The 16,470-nt window shown below is 67.9% G+C and carries 16 protein-coding genes; 13 read left to right on the top strand and 3 right to left on the bottom strand.

Features of this window, described 5'->3' with window-relative positions; genetic code table 11:
- The first annotated feature begins 6 nt into the window (after nucleotides 1-6).
- The 4 genes from map (at nucleotide 7) to QN239_RS21510 (ending at nucleotide 3,643) form a co-directional block, all read left to right on the top strand.
- A complete protein-coding gene (gene map / locus QN239_RS21525) occupies nucleotides 7-864 on the top strand; it encodes a type I methionyl aminopeptidase (protein ID WP_499013350.1) in 858 nt (285 codons plus the stop codon).
- Nucleotides 861-2,345: a cobyric acid synthase gene (locus QN239_RS21520; RefSeq protein ID WP_499013348.1), complete on the top strand. Its 1,485-nt coding sequence runs from the start codon at nucleotides 861-863 to the stop codon at nucleotides 2,343-2,345. Before map ends, QN239_RS21520 begins: the two co-directional genes overlap by 4 nt.
- Before the next feature lie 9 nt (nucleotides 2,346-2,354).
- Nucleotides 2,355-3,017 (top strand): hypothetical protein, encoded by a 663-nt coding sequence (locus tag QN239_RS21515; RefSeq protein ID WP_499013346.1) that lies wholly within the window; start codon nucleotides 2,355-2,357, stop codon nucleotides 3,015-3,017.
- 62 nt (nucleotides 3,018-3,079) lie between these two features.
- Nucleotides 3,080-3,643 carry an alpha/beta fold hydrolase gene (locus tag QN239_RS21510; RefSeq protein WP_499013343.1) on the top strand — a complete coding sequence of 188 codons (564 nt, stop codon included), beginning with the start codon at nucleotides 3,080-3,082 and terminating at the stop codon, nucleotides 3,641-3,643.
- Nucleotides 3,644-3,665: 22 nt separating this feature from the next.
- Here QN239_RS21510 and QN239_RS21505 read toward each other — a convergent pair whose 3' ends face one another.
- Nucleotides 3,666-5,240, bottom strand: a complete 1,575-nt coding sequence (locus tag QN239_RS21505) for an amino acid permease (protein WP_499013339.1) — start codon at nucleotides 5,238-5,240, stop codon at nucleotides 3,666-3,668.
- A gap of 179 nt (nucleotides 5,241-5,419) precedes the next feature.
- Here QN239_RS21505 and QN239_RS21500 point away from each other — a divergent pair, with 179 nt between their 5' ends.
- From QN239_RS21500 to nicT, 7 genes are read left to right on the top strand one after another with little or no spacing between them, the layout of a single operon-like run.
- Nucleotides 5,420-6,781 carry a glutamine synthetase family protein gene (locus QN239_RS21500; protein ID WP_499013336.1) on the top strand — a complete coding sequence of 454 codons (1,362 nt, stop codon included), beginning with the start codon at nucleotides 5,420-5,422 and terminating at the stop codon, nucleotides 6,779-6,781.
- A complete protein-coding gene (locus tag QN239_RS21495; protein WP_187099007.1) occupies nucleotides 6,768-7,517 on the top strand; it encodes a gamma-glutamyl-gamma-aminobutyrate hydrolase family protein in 750 nt (249 codons plus the stop codon). Before QN239_RS21500 ends, QN239_RS21495 begins: the two co-directional genes overlap by 14 nt.
- Nucleotides 7,514-8,884 (top strand): aldehyde dehydrogenase family protein, encoded by a 1,371-nt coding sequence (locus QN239_RS21490; protein WP_499013334.1) that lies wholly within the window; start codon nucleotides 7,514-7,516, stop codon nucleotides 8,882-8,884. The genes QN239_RS21495 and QN239_RS21490 overlap by 4 nt, the downstream gene beginning before the upstream one ends.
- A gap of 19 nt (nucleotides 8,885-8,903) precedes the next feature.
- Entirely contained in the window at nucleotides 8,904-9,677 is a 774-nt protein-coding gene (locus tag QN239_RS21485) for a 3-oxoacyl-ACP reductase (RefSeq protein ID WP_090356707.1), read from the top strand.
- A 23-nt stretch (nucleotides 9,678-9,700) separates the two neighbouring features.
- Nucleotides 9,701-10,426 (top strand): FadR/GntR family transcriptional regulator, encoded by a 726-nt coding sequence (locus QN239_RS21480; RefSeq protein ID WP_499013331.1) that lies wholly within the window; start codon nucleotides 9,701-9,703, stop codon nucleotides 10,424-10,426.
- Between the two features lie 20 nt (nucleotides 10,427-10,446).
- Nucleotides 10,447-10,776 carry an ArsR/SmtB family transcription factor gene (locus tag QN239_RS21475; RefSeq protein ID WP_090356706.1) on the top strand — a complete coding sequence of 110 codons (330 nt, stop codon included), beginning with the start codon at nucleotides 10,447-10,449 and terminating at the stop codon, nucleotides 10,774-10,776.
- Between the two features lie 48 nt (nucleotides 10,777-10,824).
- Nucleotides 10,825-11,895, top strand: coding sequence for a Nickel transporter NicT (gene nicT / locus QN239_RS21470; protein WP_499013326.1), 1,071 nt, complete (start codon nucleotides 10,825-10,827; stop codon nucleotides 11,893-11,895).
- 15 nt (nucleotides 11,896-11,910) lie between these two features.
- Here nicT and mtr read toward each other — a convergent pair whose 3' ends face one another.
- Together mtr and QN239_RS21460 are read right to left on the bottom strand one after the other, a co-directional pair.
- Nucleotides 11,911-13,299, bottom strand: coding sequence for a mycothione reductase (mtr, locus tag QN239_RS21465; protein ID WP_499013321.1), 1,389 nt, complete (start codon nucleotides 13,297-13,299; stop codon nucleotides 11,911-11,913).
- An 11-nt stretch (nucleotides 13,300-13,310) separates the two neighbouring features.
- Nucleotides 13,311-14,327: an alpha/beta hydrolase gene (locus QN239_RS21460; RefSeq protein ID WP_499013319.1), complete on the bottom strand. Its 1,017-nt coding sequence runs from the start codon at nucleotides 14,325-14,327 to the stop codon at nucleotides 13,311-13,313.
- 207 nt (nucleotides 14,328-14,534) lie between these two features.
- Here QN239_RS21460 and mqo point away from each other — a divergent pair, with 207 nt between their 5' ends.
- Both mqo and QN239_RS21450 read left to right on the top strand, forming a co-directional pair.
- Entirely contained in the window at nucleotides 14,535-15,974 is a 1,440-nt protein-coding gene (gene mqo / locus QN239_RS21455) for a malate dehydrogenase (quinone) (protein ID WP_499016910.1), read from the top strand.
- 13 nt (nucleotides 15,975-15,987) lie between these two features.
- The gene (locus tag QN239_RS21450) at nucleotides 15,988-16,455 is read left to right on the top strand and encodes a GNAT family N-acetyltransferase (RefSeq protein ID WP_499013316.1); all 468 of its coding nucleotides are present in this window, start codon (nucleotides 15,988-15,990) and stop codon (nucleotides 16,453-16,455) included.
- Nucleotides 16,456-16,470 lie beyond the last annotated feature (15 nt).

Genomic DNA, 16,470 nt, shown 5'->3' with positions numbered 1-16,470 from the left:
ACCGCCATGCCTGTTCGCGCGCCCCTTCGGTCCGGCGAGTTGTCCCCGACCCTTCCGGTGCCCAAGTCGATCCCGCGCCCGGAGTACGCGTGGAAGCCGACCGCCGTCGAGGGCCACGAACCCTGGGTGCAGACGCCCGAGGTGATCGAGAAGATGCGGGTGGCCGGCCGGATCGCCGCGGGCGCACTCGCCGAGGCAGGGAAGGCGGTCGCCCCCGGCGTCACCACCGATCACCTGGACCGGGTGGCCCACGAGTACATGATCGACCACGGCGCCTATCCGTCCACGCTGGGCTACAAGGGATTCCCGAAGTCCTGCTGCACCTCCCTGAACGAGGTGATCTGCCATGGCATCCCGGATTCCACCGTCATCGAGGACGGTGACATCGTCAATATCGACGTCACCGCCTATATCGACGGGGTGCACGGGGACACCAACGCCACCTTCCTGGCGGGAGAGGTGTCCGAGGAACACCGGCTGCTGGTGGAGCGCACGCACGAGGCGACCATGCGGGCCATCAAGGCGGTCAAACCCGGCCGCCAGCTCTCGGTGGTCGGCCGCGTCATCGAGGCCTACGCGAACCGCTTCGGCTACAACGTCGTTCGCGATTTCACCGGGCACGGTATCGGCACCACATTCCACAACGGTCTGGTGGTGCTGCACTATGACCAGCCCGCCGTCGACACGGTGATCGAACCGGGCATGACGTTCACCATCGAGCCGATGATCAACCTCGGTGCGCTGGACTACGAGATCTGGGATGACGGCTGGACGGTGGCCACCCGGGACCGCAAGTGGACCGCGCAGTTCGAGCACACCCTGGTGGTCACCGCGGACGGCGCCGACATTCTCACCCTGGTGTGAGTGCACTGCTGGTCGCCGGGACCACCTCCGACGCCGGTAAATCGATGGTCGTCGCCGGGCTGTGCCGACTGCTGACCCGCCACGGGATGCGGGTGGCCCCGTTCAAGGCGCAGAACATGAGCAACAACTCCGCCGTCACGATCGAGGGCGGCGAGATCGGCCGGGCTCAGGCGATGCAGGCCCGCGCCGCAGGCCTGGCGCCCAGCATCCGGTTCAACCCGATCCTGCTCAAGCCCGGCAGTGACCGGACCTCGCAACTGGTGGTGCGCGGCCAGGTCGCCGGCACCATGGCCGCCGGCGACTACTTCACCCGCCGCAGCGAGCTCGCCGGTGTGGTCGCCGACGAATTGGCCGCACTGCGAGCCGAATTCGATGCCGTGATCTGCGAGGGTGCGGGTTCGCCCGCCGAGATCAACCTGCGCGCCAGTGATCTGGCGAATATGGGCCTGGCGCGTGCGGCCGGGCTTGCGGTGCTGCTGGTCGGCGATATCGATCGCGGGGGCCTGCTGGCGCACCTGTTCGGTACGGTGGCGGTGCTCGAACCCGAGGACCAGAAACTGATCAGCGGATTCCTGGTCAACAAGTTCCGCGGCGACCCCGCGTTGCTGGCTCCCGGACTGGACCAGCTCGAGGCGCTGACCGGACGGCCCACCTACGGCGTGATCCCGCACCTCGACTCGCTCTGGATGGACACCGAGGATTCGCTGTCGGTGACCGCCGGTGCGACCCTCGGCGAGCCGGCGGCACCGCGCGGGTCCGAATGGCTGCGGGTGGCCGCGGTCCGGTTACCGCGCATCTCCAACTCGACCGATGTCGAAGCGCTGGCCTGTGAACCCGGTGTGCTGGTGCGCTGGGTCGCCGACCCCGGCGATATCGGCGACGCCGACGTGGTGGTCCTGCCGGGCAGCAAGGCCACGGTCTCGGACCTGGCGTGGCTGCGGGAGCGTGGATTGGCGGCCGCGGTGGTGGCGCATGCCGCGGCCGGCCGGCCGGTGCTGGGGGTGTGCGGCGGATTCCAGATGCTGTGCCGCCGGATCGACGACCCCGTCGAGTCGCGGTCCGGGACGGTCGAAGGCCTCGGACTGCTGGACGCCGATATCGTGTTCGACCCTGCGAAGACGTTGCGGCACTGGGAGACTCCGCTACACGGGTACGAGATTCACCACGGTCAGGTGCGCCGGTCCGGTGAACAGGACTGGCTCGGGGTGGGGATCCGCCGCGGCGCCGTGTTCGGTACCCACTGGCATGGCCTGCTGGACAACGACGATGAGCGCCGGGCCTGGCTCACCGAAGCCGCCGCCGCGGCGGGCCGCACCGGATTCGTCGTGGCCGAGGACACCGACGTGCGGGCCCGGCGCGACGCCCAGCTGGACGTGATGGCAGATGCGCTGGCCGCGCATCTCGACCTGCAGGCCGTTCTGGGTCTGCTCGGTGGGCCACCGCGGCGGGCGGTCATCGCCAGCGCGCTCACCAGTGGTTAATGTGGGCCGATGATCGCACGCCTGCTGGTCCCGGCGATGCTGATCGCGCTCATGCAGAGTGGATGCGCCCACGTCGTGGCGGGGAGCGCTACCTGGCCGGGCGCACGGCTGGAGTCGGTACTGCTCACGTCGGCGGACTTCGCGCCCGGAGTGCGCTATGACCGGATCGTCGAACGACCCGGCGAACCTGACGGCACTGGCGGACCGCCGGCGATGCTGTCCACCCCGCAAGGGTGCAGTGACGGTTTCACCCGGGTGATCGCCGCGACGGCCGAACGCGGCCCGGGTAGCGCGGCCAAATACACCGTCAGCTACGACGGTGTCCGCATGCTCGTCACCGTGCTGAGCCGGCAACTGGATCTGGACGCGATCGCGGCGACGGCGCAGCGATGCGCGCACTACGAAACCTTCTTCGACCGGTCGTCCCCGGGAATACCGATGACCACCACCGGTCTGCCCACCGAGCGGCCGGGCGCGCTCGTCTTCGAACAGACCATGCAGCTCGGCGGCGAGCGCACCAGCGTGTACTCCTCGTTCGAAAACGTGGACGGGATGGCGGTTTTCGCGGTCGGCTTTCCGACGCCCGACCCAGCCATCACGGCCAAGGGCACCTTGCCGCAGACCTTCCTGCAGGTGACCGGCAAACAGGCCGCCCGCATCGGGCAACGCTGACAGCCGGTGCCAGACCGGCCAAAACGGCCGCGCCGGACCGGGACATGTCCTAGCGTGACGCAATGCCCTCGACCATGGTGACCGTCGACGGGGTGCCTGTCGCTGTCGAGGTGGCGGGGCCCGACAAGGGCGGGGTGGTGGTGCTGCTCGGCGCCGCTGCGCCCGGTGCCCGCGCCTACGACGCCGTATGCCAGCGCCTGCACACCGCCTCGCTTCGCACGATCGTGATCTATCCCGACCCCCAGTTGACGGCCAAAGCGGTGGTGGGGGTGCTCGATGCCCTCGGGGTGCGCTGGGGTCTGCTGGTGGGCGACCGGTTCGGTGGCGAACTGGCCTGGGAGCTGGCGGCGACGCGGCTGGATCGGTTCATCGGGCTGGTGGTGATCGACCGGGGACATCCACGGGTCGCCGACCAGTCCGGCGTCGTCCGTGACGAACAGTGTCCGCCGGTGGAACTGAACACCACTGTGCTGGTGAGCAATCCGGCCGCGCGTGCGGTGGCACAGGCCAGCCAGCGATACGTCTACGGTGAGTACCGGCAGGTGGAACTGGTCAGCCGGCGCAACGCGGGTGAGTCCACCGCCCAGGTGGCCGCGGAGATCGTGATGCGCACCAGCACGTGGTAGGCGAGCGCAGCGACGGGGCCGGTCAGGCCCCGTCCTCGACCAGCGCATCGCCGCTGAGGTCGACCTGCTTGACCGGTCCGGTGAACCAATGCCGCACCGACAGTTGCCAATAGATCGCGAGCAGCAGCAGGACGACGCCCACCAGAATCGGGGTGTAGTTGACGAACTTCAACTCGAAACTGGGATCCCAGGGTGCGCCGCCGATCGAGGTCGGGAACATCGCGATGATCGAGGTGACGACGATCTCGGCCAGCGCCAGCGGCGCCATCCACTTGTGGTGGCCGCGCAGGTTCCATTTGCCCAGCGGGAAGTCGTCGCCGGCCTTCCAGCGGTAGTAGATCGGCACCGCGAAGCACAGGTAGAGCCCGACCACACCGATGGACACCACGGCGAAGAACGCGACCGGGACCGGTGCGCCGTTGATGTCGACCTTGACCAGCGCGGGCAGCGTGATGATCGCGGCGATCACGGCGGTGACGATGACGGCGTTGGCCGGCACCCGCTTGGCGTTGACCTTGGACCACAGCTGGTGGCCGGGCACCGCACGGTCGCGGCTGAACGCGAACAGCATTCTTGAGCTGCTGGTCTGGCAGGCGGTGGTACAGAACAGCTGGCCCGCCGTCGAGATCAGCAGCACGATGCCGACCCACTTCGAGTCCATGGCCTGGGTGAAGATGGTGGCGACCGCGCCGCCGCCCGCCGTCACCCCGTCGACATCCTGGACCGCGAACAGGAAGGTCAGCAGCAGGATCCAGCCGCCGATGGCGGAGTAGAAGATGGATCGCCAGATGCCTTTGGCGGCACCGTCGGCCGCGCTCTTGGTCTCCTCGGACAGGTGGGCCGACGCGTCGTATCCGGTGATCGTGTACTGCGTGAGGATCGCCGACATCGGCAGCACGAAGAACAGGAACCCCAGCCCCGAGGTCGACCCGCCGAAGAAGCCGGTGTTGTTGACCGTGGTGGCGAACACGGTCGAGAGGCTGGCGTGGCGGGTGGGGATCAGCCACAGGATCGCGATGACGATCACCGCGCCCGCGACATGCCACCACACCGAGATGTTGTTGATCACGGCCAGCAGGTGCGAGGAGAAGATGTTGATGGTCGCGACGATCACCAGGATCACCAGGAACATGACGAAGACCCTGGTCAGGCTGTATCCGGAGGCCCATGTCTCGCTGAAGGTGCTCAAGGTCAGGTCGAGGAAGGTGGCGCTGCCGTACGCCACCGACGCCAGGATGGCGATCAGGCCGACGAGATTGAGCCAGCCGGTGTAGTAACCGGCCTTGGGGCCACCGAGTTTGGCTGCCCACCAATAGATTCCACCGGAGGTCGGGAATGCCGAGACCAACTCGGACATACACAGCCCGATCATCAGGATGAAGACCGAGATGATCGGCCAGCCCCAGGCGATGGCGGCCGGACCGCCGTTGTTCCAGCCGAGCCCGAACGAGGTGAAGCAGCCGGCCAGGATGGAGATGATCGAGAACGAGATGGCGAAGTTGGAGAACCCCGACCAAGACCGGTGCAGTTCCTGGGCGTAACCCAGGCTGGCGAGATGCCTCTCGTCCTCATCGAGTAGTTCGTGGCCTTCTGGCACGGTGTTCTCCTCAACGTCGTCTATCGGGGCAGGCCCCTTGATCTAGGGGGAGAATAGGCCGCTATTGGTCTGCTGTCCTACCTTTGGCGTGACAGATGTGTAAATCTGTAGGTGAATGATGCTGCCCTGCGCTACTCACATGGCGGCAATGGTTGACTTCTCGTCGTAGAGAGGACGTCATGCTGACGCAGATCGAACTCGAACGTCTCGTCGCCGACGGTGAGGTCGACACCGTCATCGTCGCGTTCACCGATATGCAGGGCCGTCTCACCGGCAAACGAGTGTCGGCCCGGTTGTTCGTCGAGGACGTCGCCGCCCACGGCGCCGAATGCTGCAACTACCTGCTGGCCGTCGACGTGGACATGAACACCGTCGACGGGTACGCCATCTCCAGCTGGGAAACCGGCTACGGCGATATGGTCATGACGGCCGATTTCAGCACCCTGCGACTGCTGCCCTGGCTGCCCGGTACCGCCCTGGTGATGGCCGATCTGTCGTGGGGTTCTGGTGGGTCCGACGGTCGTCCCGTGGTCCAGGCGCCGCGCACCATCCTGCGCAGGCAGCTCGACCGGCTCGCCGACCGGGAGCTGGCCGCTTTCGTCGGCACCGAACTGGAATTCATGGTGTTCGACGACAGCTACCGGGCCGCCTGGGCGGCCGACTACCGCGGGCTGACGCCGGCGACTGACTACAACGTCGACTACGCGATGTTGGCCTCGACCCGGATGGAGCCGCTGCTGCGCGATATCCGGCGCGGTATGGAAGGCGCCGGGATGTACTGCGAGGGGGTGAAGGGGGAATGCAATCTCGGCCAGCAGGAGATCGCGTTCCGTTACGCCGACGCGCTGGTCACCTGCGACAACCACACGATCTACAAGAACGGTGCCAAGGAGATCGCCGACCAACATGGCAAGTCGCTGACGTTCATGGCGAAATACGATGAGCGCGAAGGCAACAGCTGCCACATCCACCTGTCGTTCCGGGGTACCGACGGCACCGCGGTATTCGCCGATGACGCCGACGGTGACGGCATGTCGGCGATGTTCCGCAGCTTCGTGGCCGGCCAGCTGGCGACCCTGCGTGAGCTGACGTTGTTCTACGCGCCGAACATCAACTCCTACAAGCGTTTCGTCGACGGCAGCTTCGCGCCCACCGCGGTGGCCTGGGGTATGGACAATCGCACCTGCGCGCTGCGGGTGGTCGGGCACGGCCACGGCATGCGGATGGAATGCCGCGCGCCCGGCGGCGACGTGAATCAATATCTGGCCGTCGCCGCCCTCATCGCGGGCGGCCTGCACGGTATCGAACATGGGCTGGAACTGGAGCCGGCATGTACCGGTAATGCCTACAGCGGTGGGGCCCTTCGCCTGCCCACCACCTTGGCCGAGGCGGCCGATCTGTTCGCGGGATCGGCGGTGGCCCGGTCGGCCTTCGGCGACGACGTCGTCGACCACTACCTCAACAATGCGCGTGTCGAACTGACGGCCTTCAACGGTGCCGTCACGGATTGGGAAAGGAGACGCGGCTTTGAGCGGCTCTGACGCCGGAACGAGACCCGTCATCGGGTTGACCACCTATCTGCAGCAGGCGCAGACCGGGGTGTGGGATGTGCAGGCCAGTTTCCTGCCGGCCATCTACATCGAGGGTGTCAACCTCGGCGGCGGGACGGCGATGCTGCTGCCGCCGCAGCCGGCCGGCACCGCAGTGGCCGAGCGGGTGCTCGACGGTGTCGATGGACTGATCATCACCGGCGGCCGCGACGTCGACCCGCAAAGCTATGGCCAGCAACGGCATCCGGCCACCGACGAGCCGGCCGGCCCGCGCGACGACTGGGAGTTCGCGCTGCTGGCGGTTGCCCTGCGCCGCGGTATGCCGGTGCTCGGCATCTGCCGCGGCGCCCAGGTGCTCAATGTGGCTCTCGGCGGCACCCTGCACCAGCACCTGCCCGATGTGCTCGGCCACAGCCGCCACCAGCAGGGCAACGCGGTGTTCTCCACCTCCGCCGTGCACACCGTTCCCGGAACCCGGCTGGCCGCCCTCATCGGCGAGTCCTCGCACGCCCAGTGCTATCACCACCAGGCCATCGACCGGCTCGGTGACGGATTGATCATCAGCGCCCAGGAGACCGCCGACGGGGTGATCGAAGCGGTCGAGCTGCCGGGCGAGCAGTTCGTCCTCGCGGTGCAGTGGCATCCCGAGGAACGGCTCGATGACCTGCGCCTGTTCGCCGGCCTGGTGCAGGCCGCCACCAGCTATGCGTCGGAAAGGGTTTCATGAGCGTCACCGAGGTCGTCAATCCGGCCACCGAGGAGGTGCTGCGCACCGTCGATCTGCTCGACGGCGCCGCGGTCGATGACGCGGTGGCGCGCGCGGTGTCGGCTCAGCGGCGCTGGGCCCGGCTGGCGCCCGCGGACCGGGCCGCGGGATTGCGCGCTTTCGCCGCGACCGTGGACGCCCATATCGACGAACTCGCGGCGCTGGAGGTGTCCAACTCCGGGCATCCGATCGGCCAGGCCGAGTGGGAGGCCGGCCATGTGCGCGATGTGCTGACCTACTACGCGGCCAGTCCGGAACGCTTGTCCGGCAAGCAGATTCCGGTCGCCGGTGGCCTGGACGTGACCTTCCACGAGCCCCTCGGTGTGGTCGGGGTGATCACCCCGTGGAACTTCCCGATGACCATCGCGGCCTGGGGGTTCGCCCCGGCGCTGGCCGCCGGGAACGCGGTCGTGCTCAAACCGGCCGAATGGACGCCGCTCACCTCGATCCGGCTCGGTCAGCTGGCCCTAGAGTCAGGGCTGGACCCCGACCTGTTCCAGGTGCTGCCCGGGGCGGGCACGGTGGTGGGGGAGCGGTTCGTCACCCACCCCGAGGTGCGCAAGGTGGTGTTCACCGGTTCCACCCGGGTCGGCACCCGGGTGATGGCGGGGGCGGCCGCACAGGTCAAACGCGTCACGCTGGAGCTGGGCGGCAAGAGCGCCAACATCATCTTCGACGACTGCGATCTGGAGCGCGCCGCCGCCACGGCGCCCTACGGGGTGTTCGACAACGCCGGCCAGGACTGCTGCGCCCGCAGCCGGATCCTGGTGCAGCGCAACGTCTACGACCGGTTCATGGAACTCCTCGAACCGGCCGTCAAGGGCGTGGTGGTCGGTGACCCGACCGTCCGCGCCACCGAGATGGGACCGTTGGTGTCCAAACCGCACTGGGAGTCGGTGTCCTCCTACGTCCCCGACGATGCGCCGGTGGCCTTCCGCGGATCGGCCCCTGCGGGCGCCGGGTACTGGTTCGCGCCCACGGTGCTCACCCCGGAGCGCACCCACCGCACGGTGACCGAGGAGATCTTCGGGCCGGTGGTGACGGTGCTGCCGTTCGAGGACGAGGCCGATGCGATCGCCCTCGCCAACGCCACCTCCTACGGGCTTTCCGGGTCGATCTGGACCGACAACGTGTCGCGGGCCCTGCGGGTGTCACGCGCGGTGGAGGCGGGCAACCTCAGCGTCAACTCGCACTCGTCGGTGCGCTACACCACCCCGTTCGGCGGCTTCAAACAGTCCGGCCTGGGCCGCGAGCTGGGCCCCGACGCGCCGCTGTCTTTCACCGAAACCAAGAATGTCTTCTTCGCCGTGAGCGAAGCGGACAGCTGAGCCAGCAGAGGAGTGCCAGATGGATCTGACCCAGCGACTGAAGGACAAGGTCGCCGTCATCACCGGGGGTGCGAGCGGTATCGGATTGGCGACGGCCAAGCGTATGCAGGCCGAAGGCGCCGTCGTCGTCATCGGCGATATCGACCCGGTCACCGGGCAGGCCGTCGCCGATGAACTGAACGTCACGTTCGTGCAGGTCGACGTCTCGGACGAAGCCGCGGTGGATCGACTCTTCGACACTGCCTTCGAGGTGCACGGGGGAGTCGACATCGCCTTCAACAACGCCGGGATCAGCCCACCCGACGACGATCTGATCGAGAACACCGAGCTGCCGGCCTGGCAGCGGGTGCAGGACATCAACCTCAAGAGCGTGTATCTGTGCTGCCGGGCGGCCCTGCGCCATATGGTGCCCGCGCAGAAGGGCTCGATCATCAACACCGCGTCGTTCGTCGCGGTGATGGGTTCGGCCACCTCGCAGATCTCCTACACCGCGTCCAAGGGCGGGGTGCTGGCCATGTCACGCGAGCTCGGGGTGCAGTTCGCCCGCCAGGGCATCCGGGTCAACGCCCTGTGCCCGGGACCGGTGAACACGCCGCTGCTGCAGGAGCTGTTCGCCAAGGATCCCGAGCGTGCCGCGCGCCGGCTGGTGCACGTGCCGGTGGGCAGGTTCGCCGAGCCCGAGGAGCTGGCGGCCGCGGTCGCGTTCCTCGCCAGCGATGACGCATCGTTCATCACCGGATCGACCTTCCTGGTCGACGGTGGCATCAGTGGCCACTACGTCACTCCGCTCTGAGCCGGCACAGTAAGTTTCGACAGATGTCCGAGCCCGATCCGCTGCCCGCCAGTGAGGCCCTCCTGCGCCCGGTCCGGCTGGGCAACGCCTTCGAGGACACCGTCGGGCGGCTCCTGGAGACCATCCGGCTCGGTGTGCTGGCGCCGGGGGAATCCCTGCCGCCGGAACGGGAACTGGCAGCGCGGCTCGGGGTCAGCAGGGACACCGTCCGCGAGGCCATCAAGTCCCTGGCCGACGCCGGCTATCTGGTCTCCAAGCGCGGGCGCTATGGCGGCACCTTCCTGGCCACCGAAATGCCCGTCCTGCCCACCGGCGCCGAGCGGCCGGGGATCACCCGGGAGGAGATCGACGACGCGGTGCGGCTGCGGGAGATCCTGGAGGTCGGCGCGGCGCGGATGGCGGCGGGGCGCAGCCTGACCGCCGTCGACAGGGAGGGACTATGGTCGCGGCTGCGCGACGTGCGCGGCGCCGACCCCGACGACTACCGCAGGCTGGACTCCCGACTGCACCTGGCCATCGCCGAGGCCGCGGGATCACCGTCGCTGGTACCGCTGGTGGCCCAGAACCGGATGCGGATCAATGCCCTGCTGGACCAGATCCCACTGTTGTCGCGCAATATCGCGCACTCCGACGAACAACACGAGTCCATCGTGATGGCGATCCTGGCCGGGGACGCCGAGGGTGCCGCGGCCGCGATGGCGGCCCATATCGCCGGCTCGACCGCGCTGCTGCACGGTTTCCTGGACTGACGTTCACTACGATTCATCGGGTGACCGATACCGGGGACCCCGCCGTCGTGCAGCGCGCATCCGCCGCGCTGTCCGATGTCGACACCGGTGGCTGGGCCCGGCGCTTCGATCTGCTCTCCGATCAGCATCGCCTCGAGATCCTGCTGTCGCTGCACCGGGCTCCCGGCATCTGCGTCAGCGATCTCGCCGCCGCACTGGGGCGTTCGGAGAATGCGGTGTCGCAAGCGCTTCGGGTGTTGCGCGATCAGGGCTGGGTCACCAGCACCCGGGTCGGCCGGATGGTGACCTACCGGCTCGACGACGATGTGGTGCACGACCTGCTGCACTGGATCGGCGCCCGGCACTCCTGATCATCTGTTCATCTGGACAGGTGTCACCGGGCGTCCTACGCTCCGTTGATGGCCTCGCGCTTCGATCGCTCCGACGTGATCTCGATCGCCACCATCGGCGGTGTGGTCCTCGCGCTCCACGTATTCGGCTGGGGCGTGCTCATTTTCGGGGTGGCCCCCCAGCACATCACGTTGGGCTCGGCCGGTGTGTTCGGGGTGGGGCTCGGACTGACGGCGTACCTGCTCGGCGTTCGGCACGCCTTCGACGCCGACCACATCGCGGTGATCGACAACACCACGCGCAAGCTGGTGGGTGAGGGAACCCGGACCTTGTCGTCCGGGTTCTGGTTCTCGCTCGGGCATTCCAGCGTGGTGTTCGGCCTGGCGTTTCTGCTGGCGCTCGGCGTGCGCGCCGTCATCGGCCCGGTACAGGACGAGGGCTCGGCGATGCTGCAGACCTTGGGCCTGATCGGCTCGGTGGTCGCGGGCACCTTCCTCATCCTGATCGGCCTGACCAACCTGGCGGCGGTGGTCGGTATCACCAAGGTGTTCCGGGCCATGCGCAACGGTGAGCTGGACGAGACCGAACTCGAGCGGCAGTTGCACCGCCGCGGCTTCCTGGCGCGGTTGCTCGGCAGGGTGATGGACCGGGTCAGCAAGCCGTGGCACCTGTACCCGGTCGGCCTGTTGATGGGTCTGGGATTCGACACGGCCACCCAGGTGGCGCTGCTGGTGCTGGCGGCCGGGGCGGCAGCGTTCACCCTGCCCTGGTACGCCGTCCTGGTGCTGCCGGTGCTGTTCGCCGCGGGGATGAGTCTGTTCGACAGCCTGGACGGGATCTTCATGGCCCGCGCCTACGGCTGGGCGCTGCTCAAGCCGATCCGCAAGGTGTACTACAACCTCACCGTCACGGTGCTCTCGGTGTTCGTCGCCCTGGTCATCGGCGTGATCGTGCTGACCGGTCTGCTCGTCGACCGGCTGGGCATCACGTCGGGCCCGCTGGCCGTCGTCGGTTCGGCCGACCTGGAATTCGTCGGCTTCGTCATCGTCGGGCTGTTCGTGGTGACCTGGCTGGTCTCCCTGGCGATCTGGCGTTTCGGCCGGATCGAGGAACGCTGGGAGGCCGTGCCGGGAGCCTGACCACTCCGGTCCGGGTCAGAGCAGGCCCAGCAGCGCGTTCTCGATCACCTCCGGCAGGGCCGGATGGATCCAATACTGCTTGGTGGCAACCTCTTCGGCGGTCTGGCCCAGGCTCATCGCCTGGATCAAGGGCTGGATGATCGAGGAGGCCTGGTACCCCAGGATGTGCGCACCCAGGATTCGGCCGGTGCCACGCTCGCCGATCAGTTTGGCGACACCGACGGTGTCCTCCATTGCCCAGCCGTACGCGGTGTCCCCGTAGTTCTGCACCTTGACCACGATGTCCAGACCGGCGTCTCGCGCCTCGGATTCGGTGAGGCCGACCATCGCCATCTGCGGCTCGGTGAACACCGCCGAGGGCACGAACCGGTGATCGCTGGCCACCATCGCGGCGGTGTCATCCCAGTCCTGGAGCAGGTTGTGCCGAGTCACGCGCATTTCGTGATTGGCCACATGTTTGAGCTGAAACGGCGAGGACACGTCGCCCAGCGCGAAAACGCCGCGCGCCGTGGTGCGCTGGTACTCGTCGACCACCACGCTGCCGTCCTCGACGGCCACCCCGGCCGTCTGCGCGTCCAGTAGGTCCCCGTTCGGGATCCGGCCGGTGGCGACCAGCAGCACATCGGTGTCGATCTCGGACCCGTCGTCGAGTTCGAGCACCGTGCGTCCCGCCTCGGTCCGCGCGCCGGTCACGTTGACGTGGGTGCGCAGATCCCACTTCTGCTTCGCCAGCTCGGTGAAGCGATGGCAGATCGTCTCATCGCAGTGGGTGAGCATCCCCGGCCCGCGCACCACGACGGTCACCCGCACCCCGAGCGCGGAGAACACGTGCGCGAACTCCGCGGCCACGAAACCACCGCCCACGATCACCAGATGCTCGGGCAGTTCCTCGATCCGCATGATGGTGTCGCTGGTGTGGTACGCCACGCCGCAGTCGTGGATCGCCGGCGGCACCGTGGCGCGCGAACCCGCCGCGATGACCACCCGATCCGAGCTGAACTCGTCACCGGCCTCGGTGCGCAACAGATAGCGGCCGTCCCGCACGCCGGTGAACCGGGTGTGGCTGCCGTACACGTCGATATTGGACAGCCCGCGTTTGTAGGCCTCGCCGCCGGCCGCGATCGGGTCGATACGGCCGAAGACCCGGTCGACGATATCGGGCCAGCGGACCCCGTCGATATGCGCATCGATGCCGTAACGTGCCGACGTCCGCACCGTGTGGGCGACCTCGGCCGCGTAGACGAACATCTTCGTCGGAATGCAGCCGACATTGAGGCAGGTGCCACCGAAGGTGCCCTGCTCGCAGAGGGCGATGCGCATATCGCCGTAGCGGGCGTCGAAGCCGGGGTCGGGGATGCTGTTGCCCGAGCCGGTACCGATGATGGTCAGGTCGTAATGCTGCACGCGGTTGCGCCCTATCCGGATTGTGTTGTGAATGAACGATTCTGGTTACTCAAGTACCAATCCAACCAGGCGTCGAGCTCCCGGTAGGCGGCGGCCCGCGGCCCGGCCAGGGACAGGAACACGTCGTGCTTGGCGTCGGTGATCGGCACCACGGTGACGCGGTTGCCGACACAGCCGGCCCACCGCGCGATCTGGGCGACATCGAGCACCGCGTCCCCGCGCTGGATGAGGTCCGGGTCGGAGGACTCCGCGACGCTGTGCCCCGACCGCAGGATCAGCGAGGGCACCCCGACATCCAGGCCGCGGTGCAAGCGCGCCTGCGCACGCCGGATGGCGTTGATCCAGCCGAACGTCACCGGGAACCCGCCCAGCGGTTTCCATTCCAGGTCGTAGTCGAATTCCCCCGCGTGGTCGCGGTGCAGGGTACTGCCGTAGCCGCCTTCGGCGACGGGCCTGCGGATCACCTGCATCTTGCGCAGCCGGGCCAGGGCGATCAGTGCCGCCGAGGTCGGCGCGCTGCGCAGGATCGCCGGTCCGTGCAGATCGAACCACGGGCTGTTGAGCACCAGACCCGTGATGCGCCCGGCCGCGCCGCGGCGGCGCAGCCGGTCCAGCCACAGCGTCACGATGAGCCCACCGGCCGAATGGCCGTACACCAGCACCTCGGCGGCATCGATATGCCCCAGCGCGGCCTGCAACGCGGAGTCGTAGCGGGCCAGGTCGGTGGTGAAGTGCGGGGTCTGCCCCTCCAGCCGGGACCGGCCGCACTTGGGCAGATCCAGGGCGTAGACGTCGAACCCGCGGGCGGCGAAGCGGTCGGCGAGCTCGGTGTGGAAGAAGTAGTCGGTGAACCCGTGCACTACCAGCACGGCCCGGGCGCGCGGGTTGTCCCGCTCCCGGTGCACCAGGGTGGCCACCAGGTCGCCCTCGCCATCCGGGTCGGCTCCCAGCGCCAGGGTGAGTGCCCGGTAGCCGGGCAGGACGTCGGGCTTCCATTGCGCATGCGAATGGCCCTGCGATGCCGTCACGGCTTCACCCTATCCGCACGCCTATCCGCACAGGTGACCGAAAGCACCCGACACGGCCCGTTACCCGGTGGACCCGTCGCGATAACCTGAGAACCAGAAGAACCGTCGCGTACCACCTGCGGCGGGCCATGCGACACGAAGGACCAGCCAACGGTGTCTGACCCCAAGGTAGCCAAGACCGACGTCGTGCTCGTCGGTGCGGGAATCATGAGCGCCACCCTCGGCGCGCTGCTGCGACTGGTCGAGCCCAGTTGGTCGATCACGCTGATCGAACGCCTCGACGGCGCCGCTGCCGAGAGCAGCGACCCGTGGAACAACGCCGGCACCGGGCATTCGGCGCTCTGCGAGCTGAACTACACGCCGCAGAAGGCCGACGGCACCATCGATATCGCCAAGGCCGTCACCGTCAACGAGCAGTTCCAGGTCTCCCGCCAGTTCTGGGCCTACGCCGTGGAGAACGGCATGCTGCCCGACGTGCGCAACTTCCTCAACCCGATCCCGCATGTCAGCTTCGTGCACGGCGCGGCCAACGTCGCCTACCTCAAGGCCCGCCGCGAGGCCCTGGTCGGCAACCCGCTGTTCGCCTCCATGGAGTTCATCGACGACGCCGACGAGTTCGCCCGCCGGTTGCCGTTGATGGCGGCCAAGCGGGACTTCTCCGAACCGGTCGCGCTGAACTGGACCCAGTCCGGCACCGACGTCGATTTCGGCTCGCTCTCGCGCCAGCTCATCGGGTACGGCGCCGCCCAGGGCATGACGACGCTGTTCGGCCACCAGGTGCGCAACCTGCGCAAGGAGTCCGACGGCACCTGGACCATCAGCTATGTCAACCGGCGTACCCGCGAGAAGTACAAGATCAACGCCAAGTTCGTCTTCGTCGGCGCCGGTGGCGGCGCGCTGCCCCTGCTGCAGAAGGCCGGTATCCCGGAGGCCAAGGGGTTCGGCGGGTTCCCCGTCGGCGGCCAGTGGCTGCGCACCGACAATCCCGAGCTCGCGGCGGCGCACCAGGCCAAGGTGTACGGCGCGCCCCCGCTCGGCGCACCGCCCATGTCGGTGCCGCACCTGGACACCCGGGTGATCAACGGCCGGTCCTATCTGTTGTTCGGTCCGTTCGCGGGCTGGTCGCCGAAGTTCCTCAAGCAGGGCAAGGTCACCGATCTGCCGCTGTCGGTCAAGCCGAACAACCTGACCTCGATGCTCGGCGTCGGCTTGACCGAGACGAGTCTGCTCAAGTACCTGATCGGCCAGCTGCTCTTGAGCGAGGCCGACCGGGTCGAGACATTGCGCGAATTCGCGCCCAGCGCACGCGATTCCGACTGGGAACTCGATATCGCGGGCCAGCGTGTGCAGGTGATCAGGCGCCAGGGTGCCGGTGGGGTGCTGGAGTTCGGCACCACCGTGCTCTCGGCGGCGGACGGCTCCATCGCCGGTCTGCTCGGGGCCTCGCCCGGAGCGTCGACCGCGGTGCCCGCCATGCTGGAAGTGCTGGAGCGCTGCTTCGGGGACCGGTACCCGTCCTGGCAGCCCAAACTCAAGGAGATGGTGCCGTCGCTGGGAACCAAGCTGTCCGGCGAACCCGGCCTGTACCGCGAGGTATGGGATTGGGGCACCAAGGTGCTGCAGCTCGACACTCCGGCAGCCGTGTGACGACGGTGCGCCGATGACGGTCGCGCTGCGCCGGAGCTGGGCGCAGGATCTCGACGCCGCCACCCTCTATGAGCTTCTCAAGCTGCGCGTCGAGGTGTTCGTGGTCGAGCAGGCCTGCCCCTACCCGGAGCTCGACGGCCGTGATCTGCTCGCCGAGACCCGGCACTTCTGGCTGGAAAGCCCTGACGGACAGGTGATTTCGACGTTGCGGTTGATGGAGGAGCACCCCCGCGGGGAGAAGGTGTTCCGAATCGGGCGGGTGTGCACCAAACGCAGCGAACGCGGGAACGGGCACACCGCCCGGCTGATGCAGGCCGCCATCGCGGAGGTCGGCGACTATCCGTGCCGGATCGACGCGCAGACCTACCTGCAGGAGATGTACAGCGCGCACGGTTTCGTCCGCGACGGTGACGAATTCCTGGAGGACGGCATTCCCCACGTGCCGATGATCCGGCCGGGCTTGGGAGCGGGACAGCAATAGTGACCTCGACAGTGA

The organism is Mycolicibacterium sp. Y3 (assembly GCF_051188035.1).
In the GTDB taxonomy this organism is placed as follows: domain Bacteria; phylum Actinomycetota; class Actinomycetes; order Mycobacteriales; family Mycobacteriaceae; genus Mycobacterium; species Mycobacterium fluoranthenivorans.
Note: the sequence above shows the minus strand (reverse complement) of the source record. Positions and strands in the feature narration are given on the sequence as shown.